14 protein-coding genes are annotated in these 14,419 nt (G+C 67.9%); 8 read left to right on the forward strand and 6 right to left on the reverse strand.

The features are described 5' to 3' along the window. Nucleotides 1-115 precede the first annotated feature (115 nt). Nucleotides 116-754: a pyridoxamine 5'-phosphate oxidase family protein gene (locus NX068_RS16520; RefSeq protein WP_263462354.1), complete on the forward strand. Its 639-nt coding sequence runs from the start codon at nt 116-118 to the stop codon at nt 752-754. A 76-nt stretch (nt 755-830) separates the two neighbouring features. Here the strand turns inward: NX068_RS16520 and NX068_RS16525 are convergent, their stop codons facing one another. After that, nucleotides 831-2,021, reverse strand: coding sequence for an MFS transporter (locus NX068_RS16525; protein WP_263462355.1), 1,191 nt, complete (start codon nt 2,019-2,021; stop codon nt 831-833). 330 nt (nt 2,022-2,351) lie between these two features. On the opposite strand from NX068_RS16525, the gene NX068_RS16530 reads away from it, so the two are divergent. The 7 genes from NX068_RS16530 (at nt 2,352) to NX068_RS16560 (ending at nt 10,134) form a co-directional block, all read left to right on the forward strand. Next, nucleotides 2,352-2,918: a DUF2478 domain-containing protein gene (locus NX068_RS16530; RefSeq protein WP_263462356.1), complete on the forward strand. Its 567-nt coding sequence runs from the start codon at nt 2,352-2,354 to the stop codon at nt 2,916-2,918. Nucleotides 2,919-2,979: 61 nt separating this feature from the next. Beyond that, complete coding sequence (locus NX068_RS16535) at nt 2,980-4,026, forward strand: FecCD family ABC transporter permease (protein ID WP_263462357.1); 1,047 nt, start codon at nt 2,980-2,982, stop codon at nt 4,024-4,026. Then, nucleotides 4,023-4,814 carry an ABC transporter ATP-binding protein gene (locus NX068_RS16540; RefSeq protein ID WP_263462358.1) on the forward strand — a complete coding sequence of 264 codons (792 nt, stop codon included), beginning with the start codon at nt 4,023-4,025 and terminating at the stop codon, nt 4,812-4,814. The genes NX068_RS16535 and NX068_RS16540 overlap by 4 nt, the downstream gene beginning before the upstream one ends. 15 nt (nt 4,815-4,829) lie before the next feature. Continuing rightward, nucleotides 4,830-6,986: a TonB-dependent receptor gene (locus tag NX068_RS16545; protein WP_263462359.1), complete on the forward strand. Its 2,157-nt coding sequence runs from the start codon at nt 4,830-4,832 to the stop codon at nt 6,984-6,986. A gap of 80 nt (nt 6,987-7,066) precedes the next feature. Continuing rightward, entirely contained in the window at nt 7,067-8,140 is a 1,074-nt protein-coding gene (locus NX068_RS16550; protein WP_263462360.1) for an ABC transporter substrate-binding protein, read from the forward strand. Between the two features lie 38 nt (nt 8,141-8,178). Then, nucleotides 8,179-9,213 carry a class I SAM-dependent methyltransferase gene (locus NX068_RS16555; protein ID WP_263462361.1) on the forward strand — a complete coding sequence of 345 codons (1,035 nt, stop codon included), beginning with the start codon at nt 8,179-8,181 and terminating at the stop codon, nt 9,211-9,213. A gap of 24 nt (nt 9,214-9,237) precedes the next feature. After that, entirely contained in the window at nt 9,238-10,134 is an 897-nt protein-coding gene (locus NX068_RS16560; RefSeq protein ID WP_263462362.1) for a DUF364 domain-containing protein, read from the forward strand. Between the two features lie 52 nt (nt 10,135-10,186). Here NX068_RS16560 and ahbB (NX068_RS16565) read toward each other — a convergent pair whose 3' ends face one another. The 5 genes from ahbB (NX068_RS16565) to NX068_RS16585 are packed head-to-tail and all read right to left on the reverse strand — an operon-like array spanning nt 10,187 to nt 13,969. Then, nucleotides 10,187-10,708, reverse strand: a complete 522-nt coding sequence (gene ahbB / locus NX068_RS16565; RefSeq protein WP_263462363.1) for a siroheme decarboxylase subunit beta — start codon at nt 10,706-10,708, stop codon at nt 10,187-10,189. Between the two features lie 44 nt (nt 10,709-10,752). Beyond that, a complete protein-coding gene (locus NX068_RS16570; protein WP_263462364.1) occupies nt 10,753-11,259 on the reverse strand; it encodes an Lrp/AsnC family transcriptional regulator in 507 nt (168 codons plus the stop codon). After that, nucleotides 11,252-12,286, reverse strand: coding sequence for a siroheme decarboxylase subunit beta (gene ahbB / locus NX068_RS16575; RefSeq protein WP_263462365.1), 1,035 nt, complete (start codon nt 12,284-12,286; stop codon nt 11,252-11,254). Before ahbB (NX068_RS16575) ends, NX068_RS16570 begins: the two co-directional genes overlap by 8 nt. After that, nucleotides 12,286-13,527 carry a cytochrome D1 domain-containing protein gene (locus tag NX068_RS16580; RefSeq protein ID WP_263462366.1) on the reverse strand — a complete coding sequence of 414 codons (1,242 nt, stop codon included), beginning with the start codon at nt 13,525-13,527 and terminating at the stop codon, nt 12,286-12,288. The genes ahbB (NX068_RS16575) and NX068_RS16580 overlap by 1 nt, the downstream gene beginning before the upstream one ends. Before the next feature lie 55 nt (nt 13,528-13,582). Then, a complete protein-coding gene (locus tag NX068_RS16585; RefSeq protein WP_263462367.1) occupies nt 13,583-13,969 on the reverse strand; it encodes a c-type cytochrome in 387 nt (128 codons plus the stop codon). Nucleotides 13,970-14,419 lie beyond the last annotated feature (450 nt).

Raw genomic sequence — 14,419 nt, forward strand, 5'->3', positions numbered from 1 at the left:
TCGTGGCGCTATGGACAGTACCACGATGGCCGTAGTCTGGAGTTCGTCGACGCTGACGGGTTTCCCACCTTCAGGCGTCCTTTTTTCCAACCCATCGACTCGAAGGTCCACCGCCATGCCTGTCGTCCACGCTCCCTCCTCCCGCACCCGCGTCCGCCGCCTGCCGGACCGCGCGCACTACGACGCCGACACCGTCGCCGCCATCGTCGACGCCGCGATGCTGTGCACCGTCGCCTTCCAGATCGACGGCATGGTGCATGCCATCCCGACCATCCACTGGCGCGAAGGCGGGCACCTGTACATCCACGGAGCCAAGGCATCGCGCATGCTGAAGGCGCTGACGACGGGCGAAGCCTGTGTGACGATCGCGCTGGCCGACGGCCTGGTGCTGGCGCGCTCGGCGATGCACCATTCGATGAACTATCGTTCGGTCGTCATCTACGGCCGCTTCGAGCCGGTGACCGACCCCGGCTACAAGCTGAGCAGCCTGCGCGCCTTCATCGAAGGCCTCTACCCAGGCCGCTGGGATACGCTGCGCCCCATCAGCGACAAGGAATTGAACGCCACCGGCGTGCTGCGCATCGCGTTGTCCGAAGCCTCGGCCAAGATTCGCGCCCACGGCGTCAAGGACGACGAGGAAGATCTGAGCTGGCCAGTGTGGGCAGGCGTGGTCCCGCTGCGCACCATCACCGGCGAGCCGGTGGCCGAGCGGGACAGCGTGCTGCAGGAGGTGCCAAAGACGCGCCTCGGCTGAGTGCCCTGCCTGGTGCGACCACCGCCCATACTCGTCATGGACGCACCCCATACGGGCCGGGCACCCCGGCCCCGGCTCAAACCCGCCCGGCACCGCCTTCGACCGCCTCGCGGCGGCGGCGCAGGCCCAGCCACAGCAGGGCCGCACCGGTCAGCAGCACCGGCACCAGCGAACCCAGGTTCAGCAGCGCCCAGCCCTGCGTCGTCACCAGCGCGCCCGAGGCGAAGGACGTCAGCGCCATCGTCGCGAACACCGCGAAGTTGATCGCCGCCTGGGCCTTGTCCTTTTCTTCCGGGCGGTAAGCCTGCATCGCCAGCGTGGTGCTGCCGGTGAACAGGAAGTTCCAGCCCACCCCCAGCAGGAACAGCGCAACGAGGAACTGATGCAGATCCTGCCCCGACAGCGCGATCAGGATGCAGGCCAGGTTCAGTACCACACCGGCCCCCATCACCGGCAGCACACCGAAGCGCTTGATCAGGTGGCCGGTGAAGAAGCCCGGCGCGAACATGCCGATGACGTGCCACTCCAGCACCAGCGCGGCATCCGAGAACGGCATGCCGCACACGTCCATCGCCAGCGGCGTCGCCGCCATCAGCAGGTTCATCACGCCATAGCCGAGCGCCGCGCCCAGGGTGGACACGATGAACACCGGCTGGCGCATGATCTCGCCCAGCGGCCGACCGCCGGCCGCACCCGCGGCCTGCTTCGGCTCGGGCGGAAAACGGATGCCCGCCATCACCGCCATCGACACCAGCGCCACCACCGACAGTGCCAGATAGGAACCGAGAAAAGGCGCGGCCATCGCCTCGCGCGTGTGGTTCGCCAGGTTCGGCCCGATCACCGCGCCGATCAGCCCGCCCGCCAGCACCAGCGACACCGCTTTCTCGCGGAACGACGGCGGCGCCAGCTCGGCGGCGGCAAAGCGGTAGAGCTGGCCATTGGCGCTGTAGTAGCCGGCAATCACCGTTCCCGCCACCAACAGCCAGAAGCTGCGCAGATACAGCGCCAGCGCGCACAGCAAGGCCGTCAGCAGCGCGACCAGCAGGCCGAGCTGGAACGAGGTCTTGCGCCCCCAGCGCCGCTGGCTGCGCGCCACCAGCCCGGTCGACATCGCCCCGCCCACCACATAGCCCATCACCGGCAGCGTCGCCATCCACGCCACCGGCGCCAGCGCCAACCCCACCAGGCCGTTGATGGCGATGAACACCACGTTGTTGGTCAGGAACAAGCCCTGGGCGATGGCCAGCAGCCACAGATTCTTCTTCATAAGTAAATCGTTGTTTTTTGATACAAGGCGCAAATGTACCGCGTTATGCGGTGGGCGCGCGGCTTGCTTCGGCTGTCGTGCTGAACACCCGCAGCCGTGCAACGCTGGAAGTCGGATTGCCGGCATCGGCATGTGCATGGTCCATGTCACACGGGCCATGCCGGCAGTCATTCGTTCAGGCATGACTGCAGTTTCCCTATCCGTATTTGACCCCCATCAAATTCACCTCGTTATATACAACTGTATATTTCGAATCACCCAGTGAGCCGTTGCGTGTTGCGCGCATCCGACTGTCCGCTGGCTCCGTCTCACCCAACCGGCCAGGCAGACATGATCGAAGACGCCGAATCCGCCACCTCGTCCGCCTCGCCGATGACAGCGCCCCTTCCTGCGGCGGCGATCGTCCATACCCATCACGATTCGGTAGACGAACTGCTTGCCGAATTCGCCTACGGCTTGCGCGAGCGCGGCTGGAAAGTGGGCGGTATCGTCCAGCAGCAGTCGGGCGGCACGGGCAAGGAACACACCCTGCTCGTCGACCTCGACAGCGGCGCCACCTTTCCGCTGTTCCAGCGCCTGGGCGGCGGCTCGACCTCGTGCAGCCTCGATTCGGGCGGCATCGCCGCCGCCAGCGGCGCGCTGCGCCGCGCCTTGCAGGAAGGGGCCGATCTGATCATCGCCAACCGCTTCGGCGCACTCGAAGCGGCCGGCGGCGGCTTTGCTGCGGAAATGCTCGCGCTGATGAGCGAGAATCGGCCGCTGCTGACCGTCGTCGCCGATTCCTACCTGCTCGACTGGCGCTGGTTCACCGGCGGCTGCGGCACCGAGCTGCCGGCAAGCTTGCCTGCGCTCGAAGCCTGGTTTGCCGGCGTCACCGGCAGGCAGCGGGAGTCGTGATGCACCGCCTGCGGGACGCTGGCCTCTGCGAGGCCGTGGCATCGGACCACGGCAGCAGGCCATGATCGAAGCGAGCTCCCCGCCGGTCCCGGCACTGCCGCACGTGCACCTGCGCTGGATGGCCGCGCCCCTGCTGGCGCTGGCCGCGACCCTGACGGCACTGTCGATCGGCCGCTATCCGGTGCCGGCCTGGGAAACCCTCCATTTCCTCCTGGCCGCCGCCGGGCTCGTGCCGATGGAGCCGGAACGCTACGCCTTGCTGCACAACCTGATCATCGAGATCCGCCTGCCACGGGTGCTGGCGGCGATCCTCGTCGGTGCCTCGCTGTCGGTTTCCGGCGCCGCCTACCAGGCGCTGTTCCGCAATCCGCTGGTGTCGCCGGGCCTGCTCGGCGTGCTGGCCGGTGCGTCGGCGGGCGCCGCGCTCGGAATCCTGGTGGAAGGCAACTGGCTGCTGGTGCAGGCAAGCGCCTTCGCCCTGGGGCTGGCCGCGGTGGGCATCGCAGTGGGCATCGCCCACCTGTTCGGCGGCGGCTCGATCATCATGCTGATCCTCGGCGGCATCCTCAGCGGCGCGCTGTTCGCGTCCTTGCTGACGGTGGTGAAGTACGTCGCCGACCCCTACAGCCAGTTGCCGGCCATCGTCTATTGGCTGATGGGAAGCCTGGGCCAGGCCACCACCGGCGACATCGGCTGGGCCGCCGCGCCGATGCTCGCCGGCATCGTCCTGCTGTGCCTGATGGGCCGCGCACTGGATGCGCTCGCGATGGGCGACGACGAAGCGCGGGCGCTCGGCGTGCCGGTGACGGCGGTGCGGCTGGTGACGATCGCGGCCGCGACCCTGATCTCGGCGCTGACGGTGTCGATTGCCGGCATGATCGGCTGGATCGGCCTCATCGTGCCGCACATCGCCCGTCTGCTGGTGGGGCCGGGCAATGCCTTGCTGCTGCCGGCGGCGGCAAGCCTGGGCGCGGCCTTCCTGCTGTTCGCCGACGGCCTGGCGCGCAACCTGTTCACCACCGAACTGCCGATCGGCATCGTCACCGAACTGCTCGGCATTCCGGTCTTCCTGCTCGTGCTCCGCCGCGTGCGCCGGGGGTGGACATGATCCTGGCCGCACGGGACATCTTCTTCGCCTATCCGGGGCGGCCGGTACTGTCGGGCGCCAGCCTGGCGCTCGCGCCCGGCGAACTGGTCTGCCTGCTGGGCAGCAATGGCGCCGGCAAGAGCACCCTGCTCAGGATCATGCTGGGGCTGCAGCGCGCCGCGCGCGGCTCGGTCATGCTCGGCGGCAAGGCGCTGGCCGGCCACGGCCGCCGGCAGCTGGCCCGGCTCATCGCCTACGTGCCGCAGGTGCATGTCGCCCCTTTCCCCTACACCGTGCTGCAGGTCGCGCTGATGGGGCGATTGCCGGCGAACGGCATTTTCCGCGCACCGGCTGCGGCCGACGTGGATCGCGTGCACCGCCTGCTCGACAACATGGGCATCGCCCATCTCGCCGGCCGGGCCTACACCGAGATCTCCGGCGGCGAACGGCAACTGACGCTGATCACGCGCGCACTGGCGCAAGACGCTCGCCTGCTGGTGATGGACGAGCCGCTGGCCGGCCTCGACTACGGCAACCAGGTGCGCCTGCTCGACCGCCTGGAAAGCCTCGCCGCACAAAGCTACGGCGTGCTGATGACGACCCACGACCCCAACCAGCCGCTCACCGGCTGCCAGCGCGTCGCCCTGCTGAATTCGGGCCGCATCACGGCCGACGGTGCCGCCGCCGCAGTGCTGACGCCGGCGGCGATCCATGCGCTGTACGGCGTGCAGGTGGAGCTGCTGCGCGGCGCCGACGGCCGCGGCATCGCTTTCAGGCCGGCCCGTCCGGACCCGGTTTTCAATGCGTGAAACGAGAGGGAGAACATGATGTCCTGTCGCATACCCGCAGCTTCAGCCCTGCTGTTGCTGCCCACACTGGCATTCGCCCAGGCCGGCAGCACCCCGGTGCTGCCCACGGTGGTGGTCGATTCCGGCGTCTTTTCCGAGCAGGAGCGCGAGAAATCCACCAGCAGCTTCGTGATCGGCAAGCAGACCATCGAGCATTCGTCGGCCGAGAACCTCAGCGAGCTTCTGATCGAACAGGGCTTCACGGTCGAGGCCACGCCGACCGACCACGGCGAGAACACCACGCTGCTGCGCGGCTTCCAGACCGAACACCTGATGACCGAGGCCAACGGCAAGCTGCTCATCCTCATCGACGGCCGGCGCTCCGGCGTGGCCAACACCCGGCAGATCTCGCTGCACAACGTGGAACGGGTCGAGATCCTGCGCGGCCCGGACATGTTCAAGTATTCCACGGGTTCGCCCGGCGGCATCATCAACGTCGTGACCCGGCGCGGCGGCCCCGACCGGATCAGCGGTTCCGCACGGCTGGGCTACGGCAGCCATGACGCATCGCGCGCCGGCGTGGATGTCGGCGGCCAGTCCGATGGCTTCGACTATGCCTTCGGCTACGAGTACGGAAGCGTGCGCCGCGACTACCGCGACGGCGACGGCAAGCGGGTGCATAACACCCGCACCGACGGCACCGAGCGCGCGAGCTTCAATCTGGGCTACACCTTCAACGAGCGGCACCGCATCGGCATCGACGGCTACCACTACGCGGTGGACAAGGCGCACCGGCCCTCCTACGTCGACGAGGAAGGTGAAATCCGCAGCAACAGCTACACCGACCGCGAAACCCAGCTGCTGCACCTGAACTACGAAGGCGCGAGCGAGGACGGGCACTTGTCGTGGCGGGGCAACATCGGCTGGGGCAAGGATCTGTACGAGACCTACCAGGCCGACTCGCGCTATCCCAAGGGGCAGGAAGCACGCTCGAAGCGCGCCCAGGGCAGCATCAGCTACACGACCGAGCGCTTCGACATCACCGGCGGCGTCGATTACATCAAGTACGAAATCGAGAACTCATCCACCGCCCGCGGCGCCTTCCTGCAGCGCGGCGGGCGCGATCCGCAATGGGCGGGCCTGGGCTTCCCGATGCATCCGACCAGTACGACCACGCTGTGGGGCGCCTTCCTGGTGGGCACGCTCAAGCTAGACGACGGGCGCCTGAACCTGTCCGGCGGCCTGCGCTACGAGCACGCACGGGCCAAGGACCAGTCCGTCGGCGACGAGCACTACGACCGCGTGCCCTATTTCAGCAGCCGGGGCATCACCGACCGCAGCCAGCTACCCACCAGCCGCAGCTTCGACCATGTGTCGCCGACGCTCGGCATCAGCTACCTGCCGTCCGACTGGCTCAAGCTGAGGGCCAACTACACCCAGGGCTGGCATGCGCCATCCGGCCGGCAGCTCTTTGCCAGCAGCTTCTACGAAGACTACGGCGCCCCCGGCGACCCGAGGCTGAAGCCCGAATTCACCGACGCCTTCGAAGTCGGCTTCGACATCGCACGCGAGGACTGGCGGCTGTCGGCCACCTACTTCTATTACGAGGTCAAGGACAACGTCTATATCTACCCCGGCGTCCGCGCCGACGGTTCGGGCGTCCAGGGCCGGGTGATGATGAATGTGGACAGGCGCATCCAGGAAGGCATCGAAGTCCAGGCCAGCATGGCGATACGCGAGCTTCCGGGGATGGGCGGATTTGAACTGCATCCATACATCAACGCCATCCACATGACGCGCAAGAAGGAAGTCATCGACGACGGCGGCCCGGGCCTGCTGGGCAAGTGGTGGCCGATCACGCGGATGCCGGACACCACGGTCAGCTACGGTTTCCGCTTCAGCCACCCGGCGTCGAAATTCTCCGGCAACCTCAACTTCAACTACTACGGCGAGCAATACGGCGGCCGCGCCAATGTCGGCGACGGCCCGCTGGTCGGCTTCGGCAAGTTCACCGTCGCCAACCTGAGCATGCGCAAGCGCCTGTGGGAGGGCGGGCCGTCCCGCAGCGTCGACCTGAAGCTGGACATCAACAACCTCTTCGACAAGACCTACTCCTACCTCGGCCGCGTTCCGGAAGACGCCTACGCCTACCCGGGACGCAATGCCCATGCGACGCTGATCTACAACTTCTGAACCACCGCCTTGCGGCGACGACAGGCCCGGCGGCGGCATGCGGATATCCGCAGCTGCCACCGGTGCCGGGAGACGCGGACATGAACACTGGCTGGAAAGCGCGCCTGCGCACGCTGCTGCTGGCGGCATGCGCATGGAGCGCCGGCGTCGGCGCGGCCTGGGCGGAAATGCCGCCGGACTGCAGCGCCGATGCGAGGCAAACGCGCACCGTCACCGACATGGCAGGGCGCAGCGTCGCCCTGCCCGCCCGCGTGGAGCGCATCGCCACCGTCGGTTCGGTACCGGTCATCAACGGCTACCTGTTCGCCCTCGGCGCCGGCGACAGGATCGTGAACGGCCTGCCGCCGCGCTTCACCCAGTCCGACCGCTGGCGCTTGCAGACGGCGATCGCGCCCCATCTCGCCGGCCGCCCGCTGCTGCAGGGGCAGGCCAGCAGCGAGGTCAACCTCGAAACCCTGCTCGGCCTCGCGCCCGACCTGGTCATCACGATGGATCTCCTCAGGGCACGGGCGCTCGAAGCGGCACGCATCCCGGTCCTGTTCATCGAATGGCGCGACGCCGCCGACATCGAAAAGAGCATGCGGCTGCTGGGCTGCGCGCTCGACCGCCGGCCGCAAAGCGAGGAATACCTGCGCTACTTCGACGACACCATGGGCCGTATCCGCCAGACCCTGGCCGGCATCGCGCAGGCCGACCGGCCCAAGGTGCTTTATTTCAGCCCGAACACCATGGCCACCCCCTTGATCATCGCCAACTGGTGGATCGAGCAGGCGGGCGGCGTGAGCGTCACCGCCGGATTGGGCGGCGAAGGCACGGCGCATTACACCCATGAACAGCTTCTGCTGTGGGACCCGGACGTGCTTCTCGTCAACTCGCCGGAGCAGGTGGCAGCCATCCACCGCGACGAACGCTTTGCCCGGCTCGGCGCCGTCAGGCACGGCAGGGTCCACGCCACGCCGATCGGCGCCCATGCCTGGGGGCAGCGAACCATCGAGCAGCCGCTCACCGTGCTGTGGGCGGCAAGCCTGTTCCACCCCGGGCGCTTCGAACGGGCCGAGCTCGAAAACGAAATGCGCAGCTTCTACCGGCGCTTCTTCCAGTACGAGATTTCCGACGAGGACATCCACTGGGTCCTCAGCGGCGGCAGCCGCTGACGCCACCGACAATCCATCCATCGAACAGGAGATCGGACATGGACATCGACGAACACACCACCACCGCTGGCATCGACCTCGCCCACCCGGCGATGCCACCCACCGCCATCACGATCCGCCGCATCGTCGATGGCTTCAAGTCCTTCCAGGTGCTGCGCGCAGGCTTCGCCAGCGGCCTGTTCGACTGGCTGGCGCAGCACGGGCCGGCGGAGAAGTCCACCATCGCGGCGGCAACCGGATTGCGCGGCGCGCACCTGGGCGGCTTCCTGCAGGCGCTGGAGGATCTCGGCCTGCTGGCACGCAACGAGCAGCGCTACGCCCTGGCATCGGGCATGAAGGAGGTGCTGTGCAGCAGCAGTCCCTGGTGCCAGGCAGGGACGCTCGACGACCTGTTCGCCCCCGCCAACGGCTGGTCCGGCCTTGCCCGCTTCCTGTCCGACACCTGGTCGCCCGCCACGGCATTGCTGCCGCCACCGCCGGCGCGGCACCCCTTCCTCGGCGAGGCCTGCCGCCTCGCCGCCCACCTGGCGGCACGGCGCGGCGACACGCCGCCGGTCCGGCTGCTGTGCTTCGACGGTGGCGATGGCCTGCTCACCGCAGCCTTGGCCCGGCATTTCCCGAACGCCGGGATCACCACCGTCATCGCCCCCGCCGCACTGGAGCGCGCGCACCGGACGCTGGCCGCCTTCCCCATCGGCGATCGCTGCCGCGTCGTGCCGGGCTCGCCGCTCGACCCGCCGGCCGGCCAGTTCGACCAGGTCGTGGTGTTCCACGCGCTCTACCCGATCCGGCGCGCGATGAGCGACGCCCTGGCCATACTGGCCAGCCTGCTTGCGCCCGGCGGCGAACTGGTGCTCGCCCACTGGTTCTGCCTCGAAGCCTGCGAAACCGCGCCCGGCGGCCTGCGCGACCTCGACAAGGCAGTGCTGACCGACAGCCATCCGCTGTGCCACGTCGAAGGTTTCTGCGCCCGCCTGGAAGGCGCCGGGCTGGTCGGCGCCGAGCGCGCCGACCTGGAAAGCGACTACGGCGTCACCAAGCTGCATTTCGCCCGCAGCCCGAACGGGCATTGAAGCGAAACCGGAGAAAAGCAAGCCATGAACGACACAACACTCGTCTCCACACCGGCACCCGTTCGGAACGAGCGGCCTGACACCCTGCTCGCCGACCTGCACGCCACGGTGCTCGAACGCCTCGGCGACGACGCCCGCGGCCTGATCATCGAACGTGCCGTGCTCGGCATCTTCTTCACCGGCGTGAAGCTGTCGAACGCTGCGGGCGGCTTGTGCGCGACGCCGATCAAGCGTGTCCCCGAAGCGGTGTGCTGCCCGAGTTCGGCCAAGGCCATGCCGACGCCGGGCAAGATCGCAGGGCGATCGGCCGTTCAGGTGCTGGAAGACCTTTACCGGCCGCAGGATCTGCGCCGCGCGCTTGCCATCGCCACGCTCAATGCACTGGCCGAAACCCTGTGGCTGCGCGACGGCGGACCGGCCAGCGCGGAAGTACGCGAAGGCGACGCCTTCGATGCACTGGTGATTCCGCCCGGCCGGCGCGTCGCCCTGGTGGGCGCCTTCCCGCCCTACATGCGCGAGCTGCGCCGCCGCGGCCAGCCCTTCAACGTACTGGAGCTGTCACCGGAAACCCTCAAACCCGAGGAAATGCCGTTCTACGTGCCGGGCGAGCGCGCGCCGGAAGTCGTGCCGCAGGCGGACGTCTTCATCACCACCGGCACAACGCTGATCAACGACACGCTCGACGGCCTGCTGCGCCTGTTGCGGCCGGGAGCGGAGGCGGCGGTGATCGGCCCGACCGCGACGCTGATCGCCGAGCCTTTCGCCCGCCGCGGCGTCACCGTGCTCGGCGGCACGCGTGTGCGTGAGGCGGACGAACTGCTCGAACTGCTGGCCGAAGGCGGATCGGGTTACCACCTGTTCGGCAAGACGGTGGAGCGCGTCACGCTGCGTTTGTCAGGTTCTGAGCGGCAGCCTGCCTGAGCTTCACTTCATGCACCAGTCTCCATTGACTGGTGCATGCCCGGCATGCCGCTCACACGCCGATCCGCAGCCCGGTCTTCTTGAGGATTCCCGCCGAGAACAGTACGTCACGCCCCTTGCAGGCGCCGCGGAATTCCCGCTCCAGCAAAGCGACGATCTCGGCCACGCGAACCAGCGCCGCATCGCGCGAAGCGGCGTGCACCATCGCGAACAGGTTGTAGGGCCAGTCCGGCAGATGGCGCGGACGGCGGTAGCAGTGGGTGACGAACTCGAGCGCGCCGACCCGCTCGCCTACGGCGTCGATGACGGCGTCGTCGATGTTCCATACGCTCATGCCATTGGCGGTGTAGCCGATGGCGTAATGGTTGGGCACCACGCCGATGCGGCGGATGCGGCCGCTTTCCAGCATGCGCGCCAGGTGCTCGCGCAGCGCTGCCTCGTCGCAGCCGATCTGCTCGGCCAGCGCCGCGTAGGGGCGCGCCACCAGCGGCAGGCCGTCCTGGGTGGCGAGGACGATGCGGCGGTCTAGTTCGTCCAGCGACGCCGCATCCGGCACTGGATCAGCGGCTGGCATGGCAATGGCGGCAGCAGCTTTGGGCCTACGCTTGGGCATCGTCATCAGGCCTCCAGCTTCATCTCGACGAAGTATTCGCGTTCCTTCGGGAACAGGCGCACCGGCAGGCCGGTGGCGGCTTCGATGCGCCGGGCCACATCGGCAATGCCCTCCGGCCGTTCGGTGGCGAGCACGAACCACATGTTCAGGCGATGTTCGCGCCGGTAGTTGTGCGCGACTTCGGCAAAGGCGTTGACCGCCTCGACCACCGCGCCCCACTCCGCCTCGGGCACCGCCATCGCCGCCAGGCAGAAGGCGCCGCCCATGCGCTCGATCTGGAACATCGGCCCGAAGCGGGTCAGCACGCGGTCGTCCAGCATCGCGCGGATGCGGGCGATGACTTCGGCTTCGTCCAGCCCGAGCGTGGCGGCGACGTCGGCGAAAGGCGTCGCGCTCAGCGGAAATCCGCCCTGCAGCGCGTTGATCAGGCGCCGGTCGAGCGCGTCGGGCTCGCGCGCGGCAGCGACGCCGCGGCGGCCTCTGGCGGCACCGGCATCAAGCCGTTCAGACATGGGCGGCTTCCTTTTCGGGCAGGTAGCGCGCACCGGTCTGCTTGAAGCGGCGGCAACTGAACAGCACGTCGTGCGGCGCCGCATCCAGGCCCAGGCGGGCGGCGATGTCGTCGCGGGCGGCGAGCACTTCGTCGCGGGCGTGGCCGTGGATCATGCAGAACAGGTTGTAGGGCCAGTCCGGCAGCACCCGGCGGCGGCGGTAGCACAGCGTCACCGCCGGCTCGCGCGCCAGGCGGCGGCCCAGTTCGCTGACTTGCTCGTCCGGGATGTCCCACACGCACATCGCGTTGGCGCCCAGACCGAGCTCATGGTGGCGCACCACCACGCCCAGGCGGCGGACGAGGCCATTGGCCAGCCAGCCTTCGATCAGTTCGATCGCCATGGTTTCAGTGACTCCGGCCTGCTCGCCCAATTCGGCATAGGGACGCGGCGCCAAAGGCAAGCCGGCCTGCAGCACGGTGGCGAGCCTTCGCTCGATGTCGGACAGGGAGCAAGCTGCGGCCGGCGGCAATGCCGATGCAGCGGAATGGCAGGCTGCCCGCCGCTGCCCTTCGGCGCCGAGATCGAAGCCGAGGTCGATGTGGTATTCCTCTTCCAGCGGCAGCACGATGACGCTGCAGCCGGTGTCGCGCTCGATGCCTGCGACCACCTCGTGCAGATGCTGCTCCGATGCGGCGGTGACGACGAACCACAGGTTGTAGTGGTGTTCGCGCTGGTAGTTGTGGTTGATCGCCGCCTCGCGGCTGACGCGGGCGGCAATCTCTTCGAGCCGCCCGGGCGCTGCGGCCAGCGCAGCCAATGCGCTGGCGCCCAGCCGGCGCGGTGCGAACACGGCACCGACGCGGCTCACCACGCCTTCGCCGATCAGGCGGCGGTAGGCGGCGATCACTTCGGCTTCGTCCAGATCGACGGCTTCGCCGATGCGGGCGAAGGGCTGCGGCTCGCACGGGAAGCCGCGCTGCCATTCGTTGAGCAGGCGGAAGGCGGTCGCGTCGACCGCGCCTGGCAGGGTGATGGCGCGCGGCATCAGAAGCCCGTCCGTGCAGCGCGCGTGGTGAAGAAGATGCCGCTGGGGCTGGCGGAATCGAAGCCGCCGATCTGCTGCTTGGTGGCGGTGTCGTAGATGACGACCTTGTTGTCGTCGCGCGCCGACAGCCAGACTTCGTGCCCCTTGGACAGGAACTCCATGTGCAGGATGCCGCGCCCCGGTTGCAGCGTGTGCGTGACCTTGCCGCTGACGGTGTCGATGACCTGCACCCAGCCGTTGTCGGGGAAGGCGAAATTCACCCAGATCTCGCGGCCGTCGGGACGCGCCATGACAAACACCGGCTGGCTGCGAACCGGCACACGGGCCACTTCCTGCCAGCTCTCGGTATCGACCACCAGCACCTCGTGGCGGCCGATGGCCGGGAGGTAAGCCTTGCCGCCCGCCACCGACCAGCCGCGCAGGTGGGGCATCTTGAACACCGGCAGCGGCTCCTCGCCCCTGCCGTAGCCGGCGAGGATCTTGCGGCTGCCCTGCTCAGGGTTCCACAGGTCGAGCATCGCCAGGCCGTCTTCACCGAACAGGCCGGCGATGTAGTGGCGGCCGTTGGGCGTCACCAGCGCATCGTAGGGCTGATTGCCACCGGCGAAGCGCTGCGTCTGCGGGTTCTTCGGATCGGAGAAATCGGTGATCCAGATCTCGCCCGCCTCGAACAGCGAATAGATGAAGCGCCTGCCCGGCAGGTCGGCCAGGCCGACGACCTTGGAGCGCAGGCCGCCTTCGGTGATCGCCGGCACTTCGGCGAGCAGTTCGAGGGTGTCGGCGTCGAAGGCCTTGACGCCGCCCGGCGCATAGTTCTGGGCGACGATCAGGCGGCCGTCGTGCGAGATCGAACCGCCAATGGAGTTGCCCGCCTGCAGCACACGGCCGACGATCCTTGCCTGCAGCAGGTCGACCTTGGTCAACCCGCCGTCGCGGCCGAACACGAAGGCATGGCGCGCATCGCGCGAGAACACCACCGAAGCGTGCGATAGGTCGCCCAGGCCTTCGACGGTGGCAAGCACCGAGCGGCCGCTCGTCTCGACGATCTTGACCCGGCCGTCGGCACGCTCGATGACCACGCCCAGATCGCCGGTGCCGCGCAGCGAGGAGTCCGAGGCAGCAGCGCCCGGCGCGGCGGCAGGTGTGACCGTGGAGCAGGCAGACAACAGCCAGACGATCGCCGGCAGGATCGCCGCCCACAGGAGGGGCGGCGCGAGACGTACCGTGCTTTGCGAGGACATCGGAAGACTCCGGTTGCGAGTTGAATGCTGGGCTTGGCTGCGGCGGGCTTGCGGTTCAGCGGGCCGGCGGCAGGCCTTCGTCGGGCGGGAAGCCGCGCATCAGTTGATCGACGATCCATTGGGCCTCGGCCTCGCTGACGATGCTGCGGAAAGGCGGCATCGGCGTGCCCGGCCGGCCGCTGAAGACGGTGGCAACGAGGCCTTCGAAAGGCTTGTCGGCCAGCACGTCCGGCGTCAGCGCCGGGCCCAAGCCGCCTGCCAGGGTCAAGCCATGACAGGAGCCACAGTCCTGGCGCACGATGTGGATCAGCTCGCGCGCGCGTTGAGCCTCGGGGGCGGCCACTGCCGACTGCGCTTCCTGCGCTGATGCCGAGGCAAAGGCTGCGACCAAGGCGGCGCCGATGAAGACGGCAACATGAGCAAACAGTGGTGGGATTTTCATCACGCATTCCGTTGGCAGGGTTATGAGCGACAGGATGGCGATATGGGCAAGGCCGCGCCTTGACTCGCATCAACCCATGCTCGGAGGCCACGCCAGAACATTTCCACCGCTGTACCCACAAGCACCACCACCAAGCCGCGCAACCGCTTTCCGATGCCGCAACGAAGTTTTCCACCAGATCGTCGATCGATCACGAATCGGCCTGCAGCAGCACACACGGTAACAAGGGCCACTTCACCTGGATCAGTCCCTACCGTCCAGAGCCGACGGGAAACACTGATTACTTCAACCTCACTTTTTCCTCAACGCAGCTCTATTGAGTAAGAATCCCTAACAAATGACAAAGAGGGCTGTTTACCCGTGATTTCATTTGTTAAGGAAGCGCTGAATAAATCGCTTTCATCGGTGCTGAATCATTTCTAAGCATGCTTCGTCGCTGGCTCCATCAAT

It is taken from the genome of Thauera carbonicopians (genome assembly GCF_025699485.1).
GTDB lineage: Bacteria > Pseudomonadota > Gammaproteobacteria > Burkholderiales > Rhodocyclaceae > Thauera.